Here is an 18,458-nt window from a genome sequence, read left to right on the forward strand (position 1 = left end):
ATCGGCCAGGTCAGCCGTTTGCGCGGAAATTCCGGTCGTCGTCATCGGGTTCGCCAAGCGTTAGGTTGAGCGCAAAGCCGCGTGCGCGTTCCTGCTGTTTGGAAACCGTGTTCCTGGCAGTGGCAGCGGGCTTGCGCTCGCCACCTGCCGGTACGCGCGGCGCGGGCCGGGCGATGGCCTTGGCTGCGCCAGAGGCGATTGGTCGCCCAGGAGCGCGCGCGGTGCCGACCTTGAAAAAATCGATCGATGCTTGCAGGTCTTCGGCTTGTGAAGCCAGTTGGGTCGATGTGGCCGACATCTGTTCGGCTGCGCTGGCGTTTTGTTGCATGACGCTGTCAAGCTGTTGTATTGCCACGTTGATCTGGCTGACGCCGACATCCTGTTCGCGGCAGGCCGCCGAGATTTCCGCGACCAGTTCGGCGGTCTTGCGAATATCGGGCACCAGTCGGTTCAACATCTCGCCCGCATCTTGCGCAGACTTGACCGTTTCGCTCGACATTGTGGCGATTTCCGCAGCGGCGGCTTGCGAACGCTCGGCCAGCTTGCGTACTTCGGATGCGACAACGGCAAAGCCTTTGCCGTGTTCTCCGGCGCGGGCCGCCTCGACCGCCGCATTCAGCGCCAGCAGGTCGGTCTGCCGGGCAATTTCCTGCACGATGCCGATTTTCTGGACGATCGTGGCCATCGCCGAGACTGCGCGCAGCACGGCCTGCTGGGACAGATCGGCATCTTTGGCCGACTGGCGGGCGATCTGTTCGGTCTGCGCGGCGTTGTCGGCGTTCTGCTTGATGTTGGCAGCCATTTCCTCGACGGCCGAAGATGCTTCTTCGGTCGATGCGGCCTGTTCGGCGGCGCCTTGGGAAACCTGGGCGGATGTTGCCGACAATTGCTGGCTGCCCGACGACACATTGCCCGTCGCGGCGACCGCGCCGGTCACCACATGGCTCAACTGTTCCACCATGCGTTGCAAGGCCAGCCCCAGCACATCCTTGTCAGACATGGCCTGGGCCTCGATGGTCAGATCGCCTTGCGCGATCGTGCTCGCCACGGCGGCAGTCGCGCGCAAGTTGCGCGTCATCGTCTGCATGGCGATACCCAGCGCGTCCTTTTCCGACAACGGCCGGACATCGGTCGACAGGTCGCCTTCGGCAATCGTTGCGGCCAGGTTTGCGGTCTTGCGCAAGTTGTCGACCATCGCCCGCAGCGAGACGCCGAGCATGTCGTTTTCGGACAGCAGCTTTACGTCAACGGTCAGATCGCCCTCGGCAATCCGGTCGGCAATGGCCGCCGTCCCGCGCAGCGACCGCAGCGATTCGTTGAAATCGCTGCGCAGCTTTTCGAATTCCGGGATGAAGCTGTCGACAAGATCGGCATCGAGATTGTTGACCGCCAGTTTCGCAAGGCCGGCCGCGATCTGGTTCACCGCGTTGACCCGCCCGGTGACATCGGTGGCAAACTTGACCACTTTCACGACATTGCCGTTCATGTCGAGGATCGGATTGTAGGATGCCAGGATCCAGACCTGCCGGCCGCCCTTGCCGATCCGCATGAATTCATCGGCAACGAATTCACCGCGATTCAGCCGGGCCCAGAATTCGCGGTATTCCTGCGACTGGGAATAAGCCGCGTCCACGAACATGGCATGGTGGCGGCCCTTGATCTCTTCCAGGCGATATCCGAGCACCTGGAGGAAATTGTCGTTTGCGGTCAGGACCTCGCCATTCGGCAAGAACTCGATGATCGCCTGTACGCGGGAAATGGCGTTGAGCTTGCTTTCGAATTCGGCATTGCGGAGTTTTTCGGCGGTCACGTCGCTGGCAAACTTCACGACTTTGGCGACTTTGCCATGGTCATCGAAGATGGGGTTGTAGGACCCCTGGATCCACACTTCCTTGCCGTTCTTGCCCAGCCGTTTGAATTCACCGGCCCGGAATTCACCGCGCGCCAGACTTTCCCAGAAATTGCGGTATTCATGGCCGCCCTGCAGCGCCGGTTCCACGAACATGCTGTGATGCCGCCCCTTGATCTCTTCGAGCGAATAGCCCAGGACATCGAGGAAATTGGCATTGGCATTGACGATCGTGCCTTCGGGCGTGAATTCGATCCTCGCCTGTGACCGGTCGATGGCGGTAATCTGCGCTGCGAAATCGATATTCTGCAGCCGTTCTTCTGCATCGATCCATTCAACCACAAACCCGTATCGCGTGTTGCCGGCAATGATCGGCATGACGGCCAGGTCAAAATTGCGCCCGCCGACGGCGATTGTGGCATTGTGCGGACCATCCAGCCGGGCCAGCATGGCGCGCTGATGCGATGGCGATTTGTGGAACACGTCGATGTTGCTGCCAATCAGCTCGTCCGCGCTGAAACGCGGCAGATCCTTGCGGATATCGTCCTGAGCCTCGCGCATCAGGTCAAGCAGCGCTTCGTTCATATAGGTGATGTTCAAGTCCGCATCGGCCAGCATGACTTTGGCGCGCAGAACCTTGAGAGCCTCGACTTTGTCGAAATTGCTGTATTTGTGCAGAAACGAAAACATGCCGGACCTCTTCCGTGGAAGCTGCGAAAATTCGAGGCAGGGCCATTGACCCTTGCGATGTCCGGAAATGTGTCCGCCTGGCCACCGAACCGGGGCGGGGGGCTCTTGCCCGGTTGCGATCGACCCGCCGCGACCGGGTATAGACGTGCGCGCTCAAGAGCGAGAAAACGGTCCCGAGTTCGAATTCCTAAGTATAGCTACAGTGTTCCACCGCCGACCACGAATGATCGCAACAGCCTATGGTGCCCAGGCGGGCCGGTATGCGTCGCGCGCCGTGCAGCCTGGTATCAGGAGAGCAAATGGCCCCGGCGCCGCTGTTCGATCAACCAGGCAAGGCGCACGCTGGTTCCCGCCGCGCTCTTGCGGGCATGGTCGGCGCCGACCGATTGCGCGGTGGCTATCGCTTCGGCAAACAGGCGACCGCCGACCGAGACAACCAGCAGTTCGTCTGGGCTGGCCGTACGGCTCTTTGCGATGGTGTCGCGCAAAGTCGACAGCGTATGATGGCGCGGCAGGGCATCCGATAGCGCGATATCGACCGCATCGGGGCGCTGTTCGCGCACTTGCCGCGCCAGCGCCTCGTCGCTGTCGGGAAAGGCCATGTCGACGATCCATCCCGCATCGGTGAACATGTCGCCCAACAGCGTGGGCCCGAGCATATGCGGTTCACCCGGTGCGGTTGCCAGCAGGATGGAATAGCGGCGCTGGCGGATACCTTCGGCGGTCGATCCGGCGTGAATGGCATGGCCCGCCAGTTGCAGCATGCTGAGCGCGATGGTCAGATCGAGTTCGTTGCAATCGTCGGCCAGCCACGCATCGCCCAGCGCGCGTGCGGTCGGTTCCAGCAGGTGGGTGACCAGCGCATCGCTGACCCATCCCTGTCCGACCAGATCACCGATCAGCGCGTTGAGCCTGCGATCATCGCCATTCAGCGCAAAGCGCGCGGTGGCGGGGATATGGTCGGTCAGCGGCACCATATCCCGGGCCACGCCCGGCGACAGCCGCGTCTTGTCCTTGCTGCGCCGGTAAAGCTGCAAGTCCCACCCTGAAAACAGGCGCGTGGGCACAATGTGCTGGCTCAGCACATCGATCGCGGCGTGGCGGGGGTCGTTCTGGATGGCTGACCAGATATGGTCGAGCGCGGCGGGCGGACCTTCAAGTGTCTGCAGATAGCGGCCACCATCGTACAACAGCATGCCGGTGATGCCCAGGCTGTGATTGCGCGCCCGTGCCCGCGCAACCAGGCCTTCAAGTTCGGCCGGTGACGGCGCACTGACCGCTTCGCTGCGATAGGTTATGCTGCCGATCCACGCGCCGGGATCGACATCGGTGTGATCACGCTGCGCCTGCATCGCATCCTCCTGCCCGTCATGGTGTCACAGATCGCCGAGCGCCGTTGCAGACATCGTGCGACCCGATCGTCTTTGCATCCCCATCGGCCTTTGTGCCGGTTGCGGGCAGGCTCCGTCACGACTCACGCGCCGTCAAGTGGCAATTGGGGCAAGATCAGCGTGGGCGCACCGCCGTGCCGGCCAGCAAGCCGCCATCGATGGTGAGTTCGCTGCCGGTCATATAAGTGGCCTCGTCGCTGGCCAGCAGCACGGCGATTGCGGCCACTTCGTCGGCCTCGCCAAACCGGCGCAGCGGGGCGTCGGCAACAGCGGCGGCGATGCGGGCCTCGCGGTCTTCGCCATGGCCCAGCATGGCATCCCACATCGGCGTCAGGATCGCTCCCGGCGCAATCGCGTTGCAGCGGATGGCCCAGCCCTGTTCGGCGCAATAGAGCGCCACGCTGCGCGTGTGGTTGCGGATCGCGGCCTTTGACGCGGCATAGGCCGCAGCGCCCGGAATGCCGACCTGGCCCGAACGCGAGGCCATGTTGATGATCGCGCCACGCCCGCTGGCCTTCATCGCGCCGATGGCCCAGCGGCACCCCAGGAACGTGCCGTCGAGGTTGACCGTCATGACCCGGTGCCAATCATCCAGCGTGGTGTGTTCGGGATCTTGCGGGCCGTTCGCGCCGTCAAAGCCGGTGATCCCGGCGTTGTTGACCAGCACGTCGCACGTCGGCACCGCGTGCGACAGGCGCCGCCAGTCGGCCTCCATGGCCACATCAAGCGGTTCGAACCGGCAGCCGATCAGGTCTGCGGCGGCAGCGCCCGCGGCCTGGTCGCGGTCGGTCATGATCACGTGCGCGCCTTCGGCGTGGAAGCGCACGGCGATGGCATGGCCGATCCCGCGCGCGGCGCCGGTGATCACGCAGGTCTTGTCGGCCAGACGCCGGGAATGCGGGGCAGGCATCGGTTTTCCCTTCGATCGCGGGCATCGGCCGTCGGCCCGTGGCGCATAGCCGCTCGTCCGGCGCGCGCCAAGCCCGGGCTTCCCCAAATGGTCACTTGCTTGCCCCGCGTCGTATGTTAATCGATTGATGAACCGGCGGATGCGCGCGCGGCGCTTCGCGACAGGAGAGAGCGATGGACCTGAACTTCACGCCCGAGGAAGAGGCGTTTCGCGCCGAAGTGCGTGCCTTCCTGGCAGACAAATTGCCCGTCCGGCTGTCGGACAAGATCCGCAAGGGTCAGCATCTGACCAAGGCCGAGCACGAGGAATGGCATGCCATTCTCCACGCGCGCGGCTGGCTGGCCAACCATTGGCCGGTCGAATGGGGCGGTACCGGCTGGACCGTGATGGAACGGTTTATCTTTGAGACAGAGACCGCGCTGGCCAATGCCCCGCGCGTGCTGCCGTTCGGCCTGTCGATGATCGGCCCGGTCCTGCTCAAATACGGGTCCGAGGCGCAGAAAAAACAGTGGTTGCCACGCATTCTCGATGGCAGCGACTGGTGGTGCCAGGGCTATTCGGAACCCGGCGCGGGATCGGATCTGGCCAGCCTGAAAACCAGCGCGGTGCGCGATGGCGATCACTATGTTGTCAACGGGCAGAAGACCTGGACCACGCTGGCGCAATACGCCAACATGATGTTCTGCCTGGTGCGCACCAGCACCGAGGGCAAGCGCCAGGAAGGCATCAGCTTCCTGTTGATCGACATGGCGACGCCGGGCATCGAAGTGCGCCCGATCAAGCTGTTGTCGGGCGATCACGAAGTCAACGAAGTGTTCTTTACCGACGTGCGCGTGCCGGTCGAAAACCTGGTGGGCGAAGAGAACAAGGGCTGGACTTACGCCAAGTACCTGCTGACCTATGAACGCACCAATATCGCAGGCGTGGGCGCGTCGATGGCGGCGTTCGGCGAATTGCAGGAGATCGCGCGCACACAGCGGCGCAACGGCCGTCCGTTGTCCGAAGACCCGCAGTTCGCGGCGCGGCTGGCGCGGCTGGAAATCGATCTGGAAAACATGAAGACCACCAACCTGCGCGTGCTGGTGGCGGCGGGCGCGGGCGCGGCGCCGACCGCGGAAAGTTCGATGCTGAAAATTCGCGGCACCGAAATCCGTCAGACGATCGATGACTTGATGCGCCGCGCGGCGGGCACCCACGCGCGACCCTGGCTGCCCGAATCGTTCGAAGGCGGCTGGAACGGCGAACCGGTCGGCCCCGAATGGGCGGGCCCGGTGGCAACGCATTATTTCAACGATCGCAAGCTGTCGATTTTCGGCGGTTCGAACGAAGTGCAGCGTGAAATCATCACCAAGGCCATTCTGGAGCTGTAACGCACATGGATTTTTCACTGGGTGAAGACCGCCAGATGCTGGCGGATTCGTTGCGCCGCTTTCTGGCCGACAAAGTGCCGTTTGCGGTGCGCAAGACCGCCGCGTTCGAAGGGCAGGGCTGGTCGCGCGAGATCTGGGGCCAATTGGCCGAACTGGGCGCGATCGGCGCGCTGTTTGGCGAAGACGTCGGCGGGTTCGGCGGATCGCCGTTCGATGTGGCGGTGGTGTTCGGCGAAATCGGCCGTGCGCTGTTGACCGGACCGTGGCTGGCGACACTGCAGGCCGGGCACGTGCTCGCCGCCGCCGGGCGCACCGACGATCTGGCCGCAGTGATCGATGGATCGCAGGTGATCTCTTATGCCGAAGAGGAAGCCGATACCTGGTTCGATCCGGCGGGTATTACCACGCGCGCCACGCAGTCGGGCGAAGGCTGGGTGCTCGATGGCGCCAAGACCGTGGTGGCCTTTGCCGGCAGTGTCGACCGCTTGCTGGTGGTGGCGCGCGCCGAGGCCGGGCTGTCGACGTTTCTGGTCGAACGCGATGCGCCGGGGCTGACCGTGCGCGATTATCTGCTGATCGATGGCGGGGCGGCGGGCGATGTCGCCTTTGCCGCGACGCCTGCCACGCTGGTGGGGGAAGCGGGCAGCGCGGGCCCGGTGATCGAGGCGGCGCGCGCGTGGGGTCTGGTGGCCCTGGCGTGGGAAGGCGTGGCAGTGATGGACGCCTTGCGCGACCAGACGCTCGATTATCTGCGCACGCGCAAACAGTTCGGCATCCCGATCGGCAAGTTCCAGGCGCTGCAACACCGTATGGCAACCGTGGCGCTGGAAATCGAACAGGCGCGCAGCGCGGCGATCAACGCCGCTGACCGCTTTTCGGGCACGCGGGTCGAGCGCGAACGCGCGGCCAGCGCGGCCAAGGCGACGATTGGCAAGGCCGGGTCGCTGGTCGCTGAAGAGGCGATCCAGATGCACGGCGGCATCGGCATGACCTGGGAACTGGCGCTGACGCACTATGCCAAGCGGCTGGTCATGATCGGCCATGAACTGGGCGACGAGGATTTCCACCTGGCGCGCTATATCGAACTGGGGCACGAACTCGCTACGGCCTGATCGGCACTTGCTTTGCCTGAACGGCCCCGGAACCCTGGTTTCGGGGCCGATTTGGTGAATGCGCGATGAAGCGCAAAGTCACTTTCGGTTCAATTCTGGCAAGGCAAATACCGGACGATCGAAGGCGCGATTGCCATCGATTCCCAGGGGAGTGTCTGTCATGTCGAATGCCAAATCCGCGTTGCCTGCCGCCTTGCGCGCGGGCCTGCTGGGCCGGATCGCCGCCGGGCTGGCGCTGGCCACGGTTGCCATGGGCCCGATTGCCGCCCATGCCGAAACGCAGTGGCAAAAGAACCATCCCGCCCGCACCCATGTCAACAAGCGCCTGGCCAACCAGAACCGCCGCATCAGCGCCGGCGTGCGCGATGGCCAGTTGACCCATGCGCAGGCCCACGCGCTGCGCGCCGATGACCATGCGATCCGCCAGCAGGAACGCGCGGACGCGCGTGCCGATCACAACCATGGCCATCTGACCGGGGCACAGGCGCGCAGCCTGAACCAGGAAGAAAATGCCAACAGCGCGGCGATCCACGCCGACCGCCACTGACCACCGATTGCCGCCAACGGCCCGCCGCAGGCGCGCAGCGGGCCGTTGATATTTTTGCATTCGGCCTTGCCGTAGCGGCAGCGCCGCTTGGCACGGTTTTGCCGTCTTGACGTGGCCCGGCAACCCTGCACGATGCCCGCAAAGCAAAGTGCGGGAGACGGTGCACACAATGACTTTCAACGGGGCAGAGGCCTTTGTCGCCACGCTGTGCGCATGCGGGGTGGATACCTGTTTTGCCAACCCGGGCACGTCGGAAATGCAACTGGTGGCCGCGATCGACCGGCAGCCGGGGATGCGCGCGGTGCTGGGGCTGTTCGAAGGGGTGGTGACCGGCGCTGCTGATGGCTATGCGCGGATGACGGGCCGGCCGGCGGTGACTTTGCTGCATCTGGGGCCGGGGCTGGCCAATGGCCTGGCCAATCTGCACAACGCGCGCCGGGCGGGATCGCCGGTGATCAACATGGTCGGCGATCACGCGACTTATCACCTGCATTTCAACGCGCCGCTGACATCGGATGCGGTTGGCGTGGCGCGGCCGATGTCCGACTGGGTGCGCGTGGCCCGATCGCCGCGCGATCTGGCGCAGGCCGGGGCCGAAGCTTTTGTCGCGGCGATGGAATGGCCGGGGCAGGTGGCAACGGTGATCGTACCCGCCGACCATGCCTGGAGCGGCCCTGCCGCGCCGGTGGACCCGCGCCCTGCGCCGCCCGTACCGCGCGCACCCGCTGCGGCGATTGCAGAGGTGGCCGAAGCCTTGCGCGGCGATGCGGGGCCGGTCGCCCTGTTGCTGGGCGGGCGGGCATTGCGGGCCGATGCGCTCGAAGTGGCGGGGCGGATCGCCGCTGCCACCGGGGCAAAGCTGATATGCGAAACATTTGCTGCGCGGGTGGAGCGCGGCGCCGGGCGCGTGGCGATCGACAAGCTGCCCTATTTTGGCGAAGTGGCCAGCGAATTCCTGGCCCCATATCGCACCATCGTGGTGTGTGGCACCGAGCCGCCGGTGGCGTTCTTTGCCTATCCCGACAAGCCCGGCGCGCTGTCGCCACCGGGCGCGCAAGTCTTGCGGCTGGCAGGCCTGCGCGAAGATGCGCATGACGCATTGACCGCGCTGGCCGATGCGCTGGAGGCCCCGGCGCAACCGGTGGACCTTCAGCCGCGCCACGTGCCCGACGCCGGTGCACGCCTGACGCCAGAGGCCATCGGCGCGGTGTTGGCGGACCTGATGCCTGCCGGGTCGATCGTCTCGGAAGAAGGGATTTCGGCAGGGGCCGCTCTGTTCGACGCCACCAAGGGCGCCGCGCCGCACGACTGGCTGATGGTCACCGGCGGCGCGATCGGGCAGGGTTTGCCGGTGGCGACCGGCGCGGCGGTGGCCTGTCCCGACCGCCAGGTGATCGCGTTGCAGGCCGATGGATCGGGCATGTACACGTGCCAGGCGCTGTGGACGATGGCGCGCGAGCGGTTGAAGGTGGTGACCGTGGTGCTGAGCAATGGCTCCTACGCGATCCTCAATATCGAACTGGGACGGGTCGGGGTGCAGAACGCGGGGCCTAAGGCCTTGTCGATGCTCAGTCTCGACAATCCCCGGCTCGACTGGTGCGCGCTGGCCGCCGGGATGGGCGTGCCGGCCGAGCGCGCCGACAGCGTGGCCGCGTTTCGCGCCGCGTTCGCCCGTGCGCTGACGGCGCCGGGCCCGATGCTGATCGAGGCGATGGTGTAACAGAAGGAGAGGCTATGTTGACGCTGGACGAGGCGCGCAACGCGCTATGTGCACCGGGTGCGCCGTTCGAAATGGTCGAAGTGGCCGCGCATGGGCGGACATTCCGCGCATGGAAGAACGCACCTGCCGATCTGGGCACGCTGGCCCGGATCGGGCGGGCGCACGGCACCCGCGATTTTCTGGTCTATGAAGACGAACGCGTCAGTTTTGAAGGCTGGTTCCGCGCGGTGGCCGCGCTGGCGCAGCATTTGCGGGATATCGGCGTCGGGCCGGGGGATCGCGTGGCGCTGGCCATGCGCAATGTGCCCGAATGGCCGGTGGTGTTCTTTGCGGTGACCACGCTTGGCGCGATCTGTGTGCCGTTGAACGCATGGTGGACCGGCGCGGAACTGACGTATGGGCTGAACACGGCCGGCGCCAGCGTGCTGATCGCCGATGCGGAACGGATCGAGCGCATCGTGCCGCTGCTCCGCGAGGTGCCTTCGGTGCAGCATGTGTTCGGCGCGCGGATGGCCGAGGCCCGGCCCGGTGTGGTGGCGCTGGAGACGGTGATCGGTCGGCCCGGCGATTATGGAGCCCTGCAGGATCGCGATCTGCCGCAGGCCGATCTGGCCCCCGATCTTGAGGCGACGATCTTCTACACCTCGGGCACCACCGGCCATCCCAAGGGCGCGCTGGGCACGCATCGCAACCTTGCCACCAATATCCTGTCGAGCGCCTATGTCGCTGCGTCGTCTTGTCTGCGGCGGGGCGAAGTGCCGCCGCCGCCCAGCCCGCGCACCGCGCTGGTGTCGATCCCGCTGTTCCATGTCACCGCCTGCAGCGCGGTGCTGATGGGATCGGTCTATGCCGGCAACACGCTGGTGTTCATGCGCCGCTGGGACGCAGGCCAGGCGCTGGCGCTGATCGAGCGCGAACGCATCAATCTGGCGGGCGGGGTGCCGACCATCGCGTGGCAATTGCTCGAACATCCCGACCGCGAAAAATACGATCTCTCGTCGCTGGAAACCGTGTCCTATGGTGGCGCGCCCTCTGCCCCCGATCTGGTGCGCAAGATCAGTGCGGTGTTCGGCGCGCGGCCCGGCAACGGCTGGGGCATGACCGAAACAATGGCCACGGTCACCAACATCGTCGGCGAAGACTATCTTGCCCGCCCCGACAGTTGCGGCCCGGCGGTGGCGGTGGCCGATCTGCGCGTGGTCGATCCCGACACGCTGGAGGACAAGGCGATCGGCGAAGTGGGCGAATTGTGGGCGCGCGGGCCGATGGTCGTCAAAGGATACTGGGAGAACCCGCAAGCAACCGAGGCCACCTTCGTCGAGGGCTGGGTGCGCACCGGCGATCTCGCGCGGCTCGACCCCGATGGCTATTGCTATATCGTCGACCGGGCCAAGGACATCGTCATTCGCGGCGGCGAAAACATCTATTCGGCCGAAGTCGAAAACGCGCTCTATGACCATCCGGCGGTGATGGATGCGGCGGTGATCGGCATACCCCACCACACGCTGGGCGAGGAACCCGCCGCCGTGGTCCACCTGTCACCCGGCCACAGCGCCACCGAGGCAGACTTGCGCGCCTGGGTCGGCGAACGGCTGGCCGCGTTCAAGGTGCCGGTCGCGATCCGCTTTCACGCCGAGACTTTGCCGCGCAATGCCAATGGCAAAATACTCAAGCGCGATTTGAAGGCGCTATTTTCGTGATGAATATCAAACGATTGCGGGCAATTGTCAGACATATTGCGCTTTTTGCATCTGCTTGCGCATAACCTGCATTTGCCAAGAATCGGGTCAGCGGCCACAGGGGACAGGCCTTTCAGGCATCCTCTCCCAAACTTTCCAAGGCCGGCGGAAACGCCGGCCTTTTTTTTGTAATCAGCCCAGCCGTCCGCGATATTCGGCCGGGGCCAGGCCCAGATGGTCGCGCGCAAACCGGCGCAGCGAGCGTTCGTCCGACAGGCCGAGCTGTTCGGCAATTGCCGCCAGCGGCATTTGCGTCGCCAGCAGGTCTTTCAAGCGGCGGGTGCGGAATTCGGCGGAAATGTCGCGAAAGGTCAGATTGTCCTGCGCCAGGCGGCGGCGCAGCGTCGGCACGCTGATGCCCAGAGCGGCGGCGACGTCTTCCTGGGTGTGCAATCCGCCGTGCAGCGCCTCGATCACCCGCGCGTGGTCGCTGGCCACGGGCATCGGGTCACCTTGCGCCAGCATGTCGAGGAACGTGGCGAATTCGGCTTCGCCCCAGGCGGTGTAGCGGCGCGGCAGAATCGGTGCGGTCTGGTCCTGCGCGGCGTAATCAATGCTGACCCCGATGCCGCGCCGCGCCACCGGCGCGCCCAGCGCCAGCAGCAGTTCGCCGCCCATCGCCCGCAATTCGGCCGCGCCGCGCACGCGCACCGGATCGAGCCGGCGTCCGGTCATCCAGCGCAATGCGCAGTGGATGACGATGGCAAAACACTCGCAATAGATTGCCATGCGCATGGTTTCGGCGAGGCCTGGCGCCGGTGTTGCGGGGCTGATCGTCAGGCGCAGGATGCCGCGCCCATGGCTGAGATGCAGGCGCACTTCGGCGCGCACCAGCCGCGCCGCCTCGGTCAGGCGATGCAGTGCGCCGCCCAGCGTATCGGCCTCTTTGGCGGCCATCACCAGCAGCGACAGGCTGCCAGGCGGCACCGGATGCAGCGCGGTGCCATGGCTTTCATCGCCGGTCTGGCGGATGTTTTCCGCGCAGCATCGCCAGAAATCGGCCATGTCGAGCCGTTCGGTGTCTGGCGCGATGCCAGCTTTGGCAAACAGGTGTGCCACCCGCGCATCGCCCACCAGCGCGGCCAGATAGCCGGTATCGACTTGTGGTATGACACCCATGACATTCTCCTGCAGGCGCTTGATTGGCCTGTCTTTGTCGATTGTCAATGAGCGAAAACAGCCGCAGCATTTTGCGCGCTTCAGTCCTCTTTTTTATCGCGATCCGGCGCTAACTACCTGTCAACGATAAAGGGAGGACTGCATGAAGACCCGATTTGCGACGAGCCTGCTCGTCAGTGTGGCCTGGGCCACGCCTGCCACCATGATGCTTGCCACCGCCGCGCATGCCGCCGACGCCGTGCCGACCGCGCCGCAAGCCAGCGAGCCCGAAATCATCGTCACCGCCAACCGCCGCAACGAAGGCGTGCAGAAAGTCGGCGGCGAACTGACCGCGCTCAGCAATGCCGATCTGGAACGCATGCATGCCAGCACGTTCAACGATTTCGCCACGCAAGTGCCGGGCCTCAGCTTTCAGTCGTACAACCCGACCACCAACCTGATCGCCATTCGCGGCGTGGCCTCGTCGACTGCCGAACTGGGCGGCGCGGTCTCGCTCTATCTCGACGATGTGCCGATCGGTGCCAGCACGCAATTCGGGCTGGGCTCGCAAAGCTTCAATTTCAACTTGTTCGACATGGACCGGGTCGAAGTGCTGAACGGCCCGCAAGGCACGCTCTATGGCGCCAATGCGCTGGGCGGGGCGATCAAATATGTCACCACACCGCCAAAGCTGGGCGAAACGTCGGCCAAGATCGAACTCGACGGCTCGGCCACCGATCATGCCGGAACCAATGGCGCGGCGCGCGCGGCGATCAATCTGCCGATCGGGCAGGATCTGGCGATCCGCCTTGACGGCAATGTCGAACACGACACCGGCTGGGGCCACGACACCGCGCGCGGGCTCGATCATCTGGGCAGTGCCGATGTCGTCGGCGGACGGCTGCAAGTGCTGTACCAGCCCGATGACAAGCTGGAGATCCGGCTGTCGGCGTTTGCGCAGCGGAGCAAGGCCAACGGGCTCGACGTCGGATTCTACAATCTGTCGAACAGCACGCCGGTGGCCGGGGCTTATGATCAGCAATATGCGGTCAATCAGCCCTCGATTACTTCGGTCGCGGTGCTGTCGGGCACGATCAGCTATGACCTGGGCTTTGCCAAGGCGGTGTCGGTCACATCGTGGCAGCGCAACCACGGCTATTACCAGACCGACGACAGCGTGTTCTACGGCGTGATCGTGCCGATCTATGCCAGCGTCTACACGGCCTATTTCGGCGCCCCCACCGTTGGCGCCAGCCCCTACAGCCTGCTGGTCGATACCAATACCAGCAAAGTGACGCAGGAAGTACGGCTGCAATCGCCGTCGAACCACACGGTCGAATGGGTGGCGGGGTTCTATTACGATCACGAATATACCGGTGAACTGGTCGACCTGCTCTATACCGCCAGCCCCAATGGCCAGTTGCCCGCGCCTTATACCAATTACCCGTTCTATGGCTGGCTGCCGAGCCACTATACCGAAGTGGCCGGGTTTGGCGATGTGACCGGCTATCTGGGCGATATCTTCGACATGACGGTGGGCGTCCGCTACAGCCACCAGAGTCAGGCCTATGGGTCCGACATTTCGTGGATCGGCATTCTGCCGGTTGTGCAGAACGGCGGCATCGCGCTCGACCCGACATATTCCTATGAATCGACCTCGTCGCAGGGGGTGTGGACATACCTGTTCAACCCGCGCCTGCATGTCAGCAAGGACGTGATGGTCTATGGCAAAGTCTCGTCGGGGTTCCGGCCGGGCGGGCCGAACTTTGTGCTGCCCGCTTCGTTCGGATCGACGGTGCCATCGACATTCCAGCCCGACAAGCTGTGGAACTATGAAATCGGCGAAAAGGGCAGTTTCTTCGACCACCGCCTGACGTTCAACATCGATGGCTACGACATCGAATGGACGAACATTCAGACCACCCAGAACGTCAACGGGATCAACCAGTTGGTCAATGCGGGCAATGCCCGCATCCAGGGCGTCGAAAGCAATTTCGTGCTTCGGCTGGTGCAGGGCCTGTCGCTCACCGGCGCGGGGGCGCACACCGTCGCCCGGCTGACCACGCCTGCGCCGGTGCTCGGGCTGGCCAATGCCGATGATCGCCTGCCGCTCAGCCCGCGCTGGAATTTCAGCGTCGGCGCGACCTATCGCTTCGATGTTGGGCAGACCAGGGCCAATGCCTCGATCACCGACACCTGGACCGGGCAGCGCACATCGGGCTATCAGGGCAGCGCCACCAATGTCTATTACAGCCTGCCCTCGTACAACACCGTCAACGCCAGCGTCGGTGCGACTTTGGCGAGCGGCCTCGAACTGTCGGTCTATGTGCGCAACTTGTTCAATTCAAAGGGCCAGTTGTCGGCGGTCACGCTCAACAACGCGCTGTCGCCGCTGTTTCCGGTGCCGGTGACACTGGCCCAGCCGCTGACCGGCGGGATCACGCTGCGCTATAACTGGGGCGGCAAGTAAGCGAAGGGATGCCAAGCACCATGGACCAGCCGGTGCCCTATCAGCCGCCGGTGATCCCGGCCTTCTACCCGGCGGTGTTTGCCGATGTGGAAACCACCACCGGGCGAATCCGGGGGCTGGTGAACCAGGGTATCGGCGTGTTCCGCGGCATTCCCTATGGTGAACCCGTCGGCGGGGCAGCGCGGTTTCGCGCCCCCGTCGCGCGGGCAGCCTGGTCCGGGCGGCGCGACTGTTTCGCCCCCGGACAGGTGGCGCCGCAAGTGCCGACCCCGATCAGCAATGCCTATGCCCGGCTGATCCAGTTCGACCGCGCCCCGGCCGATGGCGGGCTGGGTGAGGATTGCCTGACGCTCAATGTCTATGCCCCGCAAGGCCCGGCGCGGCCCCGGCCGGTGCTGGTGGTGATCCATGGCGGCGGCTTTGCCATCGGGTCGGGCAATGCGCCGATGTACGATGGCACGATGATGGCGCTGACCCACGATGTGGTGGTGGTGGCGATCAACCACCGGCTCAATGTGTTCGGCTATCTGGCGCTCGAAGCGCTGGGCGCGGATGAACGCCATGCCGGATCGAACGTCGCAGGCCTGCTCGATCTGGTGCTGGGGCTGGGCTGGTTGCGCGACAATGTGGCGGCGTTCGGCGGGGATCCCGATCGGGTGACGGTGATGGGGCAATCGGGCGGCGGGTGGAAAATCAGCGCCCTGCTGGCACTGCCTGCGGCGCAAGGGCTGTTCCACCGGGCGGTGGTGCAAAGCGGATCGTGGCCGGTGTTCACCGATGCCGACAGCGCCGGCGCGCTGACCGTGGCGCTGCTCGCCGAATTGGGGTTGGGCGCGGCAGACTGGCCGCGTCTGGCCGAAATCGACATGGGGCTGTTGCTGGCCGCCTCGGTCAAAGTGGGCGCGCTGGCGTTCATGCCCTCGCTCGATGACCAGGTCATGCCGTGGCAGCCCGACGATCCGCGCGCGCTGGCACTCAGCGCGCATGTGCCCACGATCATTTCAACCACGCGCGAGGATGCCGGGCTGTTCTTCGACACGTTCGATCTGACCGATGAAGGCCTCGACAGCGTATTGGCCACAAGGTTCGGCGCCGATGCGGGCGCGATTGCGGCGCTCTATCGCGGGGCGGCGCCGACGGCCTATCTGACGCAGGCGCGGATCATCACCGATTGGGGGTTTCGCCGCCTGGCGCTTGCGCAGGCCGATGCGCGCGCGGGCGCGGGGGCACCGACCTGGCTCTATCGCTGGGACTGGACCTGCCCGGCCTGGGATGGCCGCTATGGCGCGGCCCATGCCATGGATGTCTCTGCCAGTCTGGCGCGGCCCGATGACCTGCTGCTGGGCGGGGCAAGCGGCGCAGCGGTGCGGATCGTGGCCGAACACAGCGCGATGATCGCCGGATTCGCCGCCGACGGCGTGCCGGGCGGGCCGCACGGGGCGGGCTGGACGCGCTATGATGCGCAATGCCGCGCCTGCCTGCTGGTGTCGGAGGCAACCCGTCTGGCGCATGATCCCGATGGCGAACGGCGCGCGTTCTGGATGCGCTATCCCTTGCCGGCGACGGTTGCCTGATCGGGGCTTGGGCCCGGCGCAGGGGTGGGGTAGCATGACGTCCTGACATGGGGGAGGGCGGCATGTATCCCAGACACCGGCTCGATGGGCTGGGCGATGCGATCTACGGTGTGGCGATGACGCTGCTGGTGCTCGACATTCGCGTGCCAGAGGGGCTGGTCGTGGCCGACAATGCCGCGTTCGTCGGCTTGCTGCGGGCACTGTGGCCGCACCTGCTGCCCTATCTGATCAGTTTTGTGGTGCTGTCTTCCGGGTGGCTGTCGGCGATCCGGCTGGCGCATCTGGGCGCAAGCGCCAGCGAAGCCTATGTGCGGTGGTGGCGGCCCTTGCTGCTGCTGGTCACATTGATGCCGTTCACCACGATGATCGTCGCGCGGTATGACACGGTGCCGCTGGTCGCGGCGTTCTATGCCACCAACATCGGCCTGATGAGCCTGTGCGCATGGGGCATGCTGGCGGCGAGTGAAGTCGAAGACAACGCGGTGCGGCGCGAACGCCGCCTGTCGCTGATCCTGCTGGTCGCGCTGTCGATCGCGGCGGTCGCGCTCAGCCCCTGGCTGGGCACGCGCGCGCTGCTGCTCTATGTGTTCAAGGGCCTGCCGACCCGGCTTATCCGACCGGGCCGCCAAGCGCCCGCACAATAGCCACACTGGCCTGCGCGCGGCGGGTTTCCACGGCCAGCAGGGTGCGTTCGGCGGTCAGTGCGTCGGTCTGTGCGGTCACCACTTCCAGATAGTCGGCAGCGCCTTCGCGATAGCGCGTGAACGACAACTGGCTGGTGGTTTCGGCGGCCTTGACCGCCTTTTTCTGTTCGTCGGCCTCGCGCGCCAGATCGCGTGCGGCGGCCAGCGCGTCTTCGACATCGCGGAACGCGCCGATCACCGTGGTGCGATAGTTGGCGGTTACCTCATCGAATTGCGCGCGCGCCTGGCGCAGCGCCGCGCGCCGTCGTCCACCGTCAAACAGCGGCAGATCGAGCCCCACCGGCCCAAGCGCCCAATATGTATTGGGCGCCGACAACAGCGCCGGACCGGTCGACTGAAAGCCGCCTGCCAGCCCCAGTGTCACGGTCGGGAACAGCGCGGCATGCGCGACACCGATGCGCGAATTGGCCTCGGCCACGCGGCGTTCGGCGGCGGCGATGTCGGGGCGGCGTTGCAGCAGGGTCGACGGCGTGCCGACCGGCACGCCGGGCGCGGCAACCACATGGTTGACCGGCGCGACATGAAATCCGCTGGCGGGCACGCCGACCAAGGCGGCCAGTTCGTGTTCGGTGGTGGTGCGCTGGTTGGCCACATCGACCGCCAGTGCGCGGGCATTGCCGAGCACGGTCATCGCGCGGTTTTCATCGAGGCCCGAAGCCACGCCGCCGTCGTGCCGCCGCCGCGTCAGATCGAACGCGCGGGTATAGGCATCGACCGTGCGGGTCAGCAGGTCGCTTTCGGCATCGAGCCCGCGCAACCGCGCATAGGCATCCGCCACTGCCGCCTGCAGGCTGAGCCGCACCGAGGCGAGATCGGCCTCGGTCGCGCGCGCTTCCGACCGCGAGGCGGCAACGGCGTTGCGCACATGGCCCCACAAGTCGACTTCGTAGGACAACTGCGGCCCCACCGTATAGACATTGTAGGTCGCCGCCGAACCGGTGCTGAGCGGGCGGTCGACCGCCTCGCGTTCACGCTCTGCGCTGGCCAGACCGTCGATTTCGGGGACCAGCGCGGCCTTGCTCTGGCCCAGCACGGCACGGGCTTCGTCGCGGCGGGCGAGCGCTGCGGCCAGGGTCGGGCTGGCGGCCTCGGCGCGGGATTCCAGATCGTCCAGCACAGGGTCGCCAAACGCCTGCCACCAGGGGCCGCGGGCGGCGCCGTCGGCGGGCGCTGCTTCGCTCCACGACGGGGGAATCGCGTCGAAATGCGGGGGCGTTGCCACCGCGACCGGGTGCTGGGCCGGGGCGAACGAACACCCGCCCAGCAGCATCAGCGCGGCCGTAC

At 65.6% G+C, this 18,458-nt stretch carries 13 protein-coding genes; 8 read left to right on the top strand and 5 right to left on the bottom strand.

Going from position 1 to position 18,458, the window contains the following annotated elements; all coding sequences use genetic code 11:
* Positions 1-10: 10 nt before the first annotated feature.
* The 3 genes from AQZ49_RS23030 to AQZ49_RS17345 form a co-directional block, all read right to left on the bottom strand.
* A complete protein-coding gene (locus tag AQZ49_RS23030; RefSeq protein ID WP_067618583.1) occupies positions 11-2,539 on the bottom strand; it encodes a methyl-accepting chemotaxis protein in 2,529 nt (842 codons plus the stop codon).
* 287 nt (positions 2,540-2,826) lie between these two features.
* A complete protein-coding gene (locus tag AQZ49_RS17340) occupies positions 2,827-3,891 on the bottom strand; it encodes a BLUF domain-containing protein (protein WP_067618586.1) in 1,065 nt (354 codons plus the stop codon).
* 154 nt (positions 3,892-4,045) lie between these two features.
* A complete protein-coding gene (locus AQZ49_RS17345) occupies positions 4,046-4,840 on the bottom strand; it encodes an SDR family oxidoreductase (protein WP_067618589.1) in 795 nt (264 codons plus the stop codon).
* A 173-nt stretch (positions 4,841-5,013) separates the two neighbouring features.
* Between AQZ49_RS17345 and AQZ49_RS17350 the strand changes: the two genes are divergently transcribed.
* The 5 genes from AQZ49_RS17350 (at position 5,014) to AQZ49_RS17370 (ending at position 11,289) form a co-directional block, all read left to right on the top strand.
* Positions 5,014-6,210 (top strand): acyl-CoA dehydrogenase family protein, encoded by a 1,197-nt coding sequence (locus AQZ49_RS17350; protein WP_067618591.1) that lies wholly within the window; start codon positions 5,014-5,016, stop codon positions 6,208-6,210.
* Between the two features lie 5 nt (positions 6,211-6,215).
* Positions 6,216-7,322: an acyl-CoA dehydrogenase family protein gene (locus AQZ49_RS17355; protein ID WP_067618594.1), complete on the top strand. Its 1,107-nt coding sequence runs from the start codon at positions 6,216-6,218 to the stop codon at positions 7,320-7,322.
* 160 nt (positions 7,323-7,482) lie between these two features.
* Positions 7,483-7,869 (top strand): hypothetical protein, encoded by a 387-nt coding sequence (locus AQZ49_RS17360; protein ID WP_197411105.1) that lies wholly within the window; start codon positions 7,483-7,485, stop codon positions 7,867-7,869.
* Between the two features lie 169 nt (positions 7,870-8,038).
* Entirely contained in the window at positions 8,039-9,589 is a 1,551-nt protein-coding gene (locus AQZ49_RS17365) for an acetolactate synthase large subunit (RefSeq protein ID WP_067618597.1), read from the top strand.
* 14 nt (positions 9,590-9,603) lie between these two features.
* Positions 9,604-11,289, top strand: a complete 1,686-nt coding sequence (locus AQZ49_RS17370) for a class I adenylate-forming enzyme family protein (protein WP_067618600.1) — start codon at positions 9,604-9,606, stop codon at positions 11,287-11,289.
* Between the two features lie 171 nt (positions 11,290-11,460).
* Here the strand turns inward: AQZ49_RS17370 and AQZ49_RS17375 are convergent, their stop codons facing one another.
* Positions 11,461-12,447: an AraC family transcriptional regulator gene (locus tag AQZ49_RS17375; RefSeq protein ID WP_156428370.1), complete on the bottom strand. Its 987-nt coding sequence runs from the start codon at positions 12,445-12,447 to the stop codon at positions 11,461-11,463.
* A 142-nt stretch (positions 12,448-12,589) separates the two neighbouring features.
* On the opposite strand from AQZ49_RS17375, the gene AQZ49_RS17380 reads away from it, so the two are divergent.
* From AQZ49_RS17380 to AQZ49_RS17390, 3 genes are all read left to right on the top strand, one after another.
* Positions 12,590-14,896, top strand: a complete 2,307-nt coding sequence (locus AQZ49_RS17380) for a TonB-dependent receptor (RefSeq protein WP_067618606.1) — start codon at positions 12,590-12,592, stop codon at positions 14,894-14,896.
* A 20-nt stretch (positions 14,897-14,916) separates the two neighbouring features.
* Positions 14,917-16,470: a carboxylesterase/lipase family protein gene (locus tag AQZ49_RS17385; RefSeq protein WP_067618609.1), complete on the top strand. Its 1,554-nt coding sequence runs from the start codon at positions 14,917-14,919 to the stop codon at positions 16,468-16,470.
* Between the two features lie 62 nt (positions 16,471-16,532).
* A complete protein-coding gene (locus AQZ49_RS17390) occupies positions 16,533-17,114 on the top strand; it encodes a TMEM175 family protein (protein WP_067618613.1) in 582 nt (193 codons plus the stop codon).
* Here the strand turns inward: AQZ49_RS17390 and AQZ49_RS17395 are convergent.
* Complete coding sequence (locus tag AQZ49_RS17395; RefSeq protein ID WP_067618615.1) at positions 17,080-18,444, bottom strand: efflux transporter outer membrane subunit; 1,365 nt, start codon at positions 18,442-18,444, stop codon at positions 17,080-17,082. The genes AQZ49_RS17390 and AQZ49_RS17395 overlap by 35 nt on opposite strands.
* Positions 18,445-18,458 lie beyond the last annotated feature (14 nt).

The sequence above is a fragment of the Novosphingobium sp. FSW06-99 genome (genome assembly GCF_001519065.1).
Taxonomy (GTDB): domain Bacteria; phylum Pseudomonadota; class Alphaproteobacteria; order Sphingomonadales; family Sphingomonadaceae; genus Novosphingobium.

Excerpts from the sequence above, each read along its gene's own strand:
- AQZ49_RS23030 (WP_067618583.1), bottom strand. The coding sequence starts at position 2,539 with ATGTTTTCGTTTCTGCACAAATACAGCAATTTCGACAAAGTCGAGGCT.
- AQZ49_RS17340 (WP_067618586.1), bottom strand. The coding sequence starts at position 3,891 with ATGCAGGCGCAGCGTGATCACACCGATGTCGATCCCGGCGCGTGGATC.
- AQZ49_RS17345 (WP_067618589.1), bottom strand. The coding sequence starts at position 4,840 with ATGCCTGCCCCGCATTCCCGGCGTCTGGCCGACAAGACCTGCGTGATC.
- AQZ49_RS17350 (WP_067618591.1), top strand. The coding sequence starts at position 5,014 with ATGGACCTGAACTTCACGCCCGAGGAAGAGGCGTTTCGCGCCGAAGTG.
- AQZ49_RS17355 (WP_067618594.1), top strand. The coding sequence starts at position 6,216 with ATGGATTTTTCACTGGGTGAAGACCGCCAGATGCTGGCGGATTCGTTG.
- AQZ49_RS17360 (WP_197411105.1), top strand. The coding sequence starts at position 7,483 with ATGTCGAATGCCAAATCCGCGTTGCCTGCCGCCTTGCGCGCGGGCCTG.
- AQZ49_RS17365 (WP_067618597.1), top strand. The coding sequence starts at position 8,039 with ATGACTTTCAACGGGGCAGAGGCCTTTGTCGCCACGCTGTGCGCATGC.
- AQZ49_RS17370 (WP_067618600.1), top strand. The coding sequence starts at position 9,604 with ATGTTGACGCTGGACGAGGCGCGCAACGCGCTATGTGCACCGGGTGCG.
- AQZ49_RS17375 (WP_156428370.1), bottom strand. The coding sequence starts at position 12,447 with ATGGGTGTCATACCACAAGTCGATACCGGCTATCTGGCCGCGCTGGTG.
- AQZ49_RS17380 (WP_067618606.1), top strand. The coding sequence starts at position 12,590 with ATGAAGACCCGATTTGCGACGAGCCTGCTCGTCAGTGTGGCCTGGGCC.
- AQZ49_RS17385 (WP_067618609.1), top strand. The coding sequence starts at position 14,917 with ATGGACCAGCCGGTGCCCTATCAGCCGCCGGTGATCCCGGCCTTCTAC.
- AQZ49_RS17390 (WP_067618613.1), top strand. The coding sequence starts at position 16,533 with ATGTATCCCAGACACCGGCTCGATGGGCTGGGCGATGCGATCTACGGT.
- AQZ49_RS17395 (WP_067618615.1), bottom strand. The coding sequence starts at position 18,444 with ATGCTGCTGGGCGGGTGTTCGTTCGCCCCGGCCCAGCACCCGGTCGCG.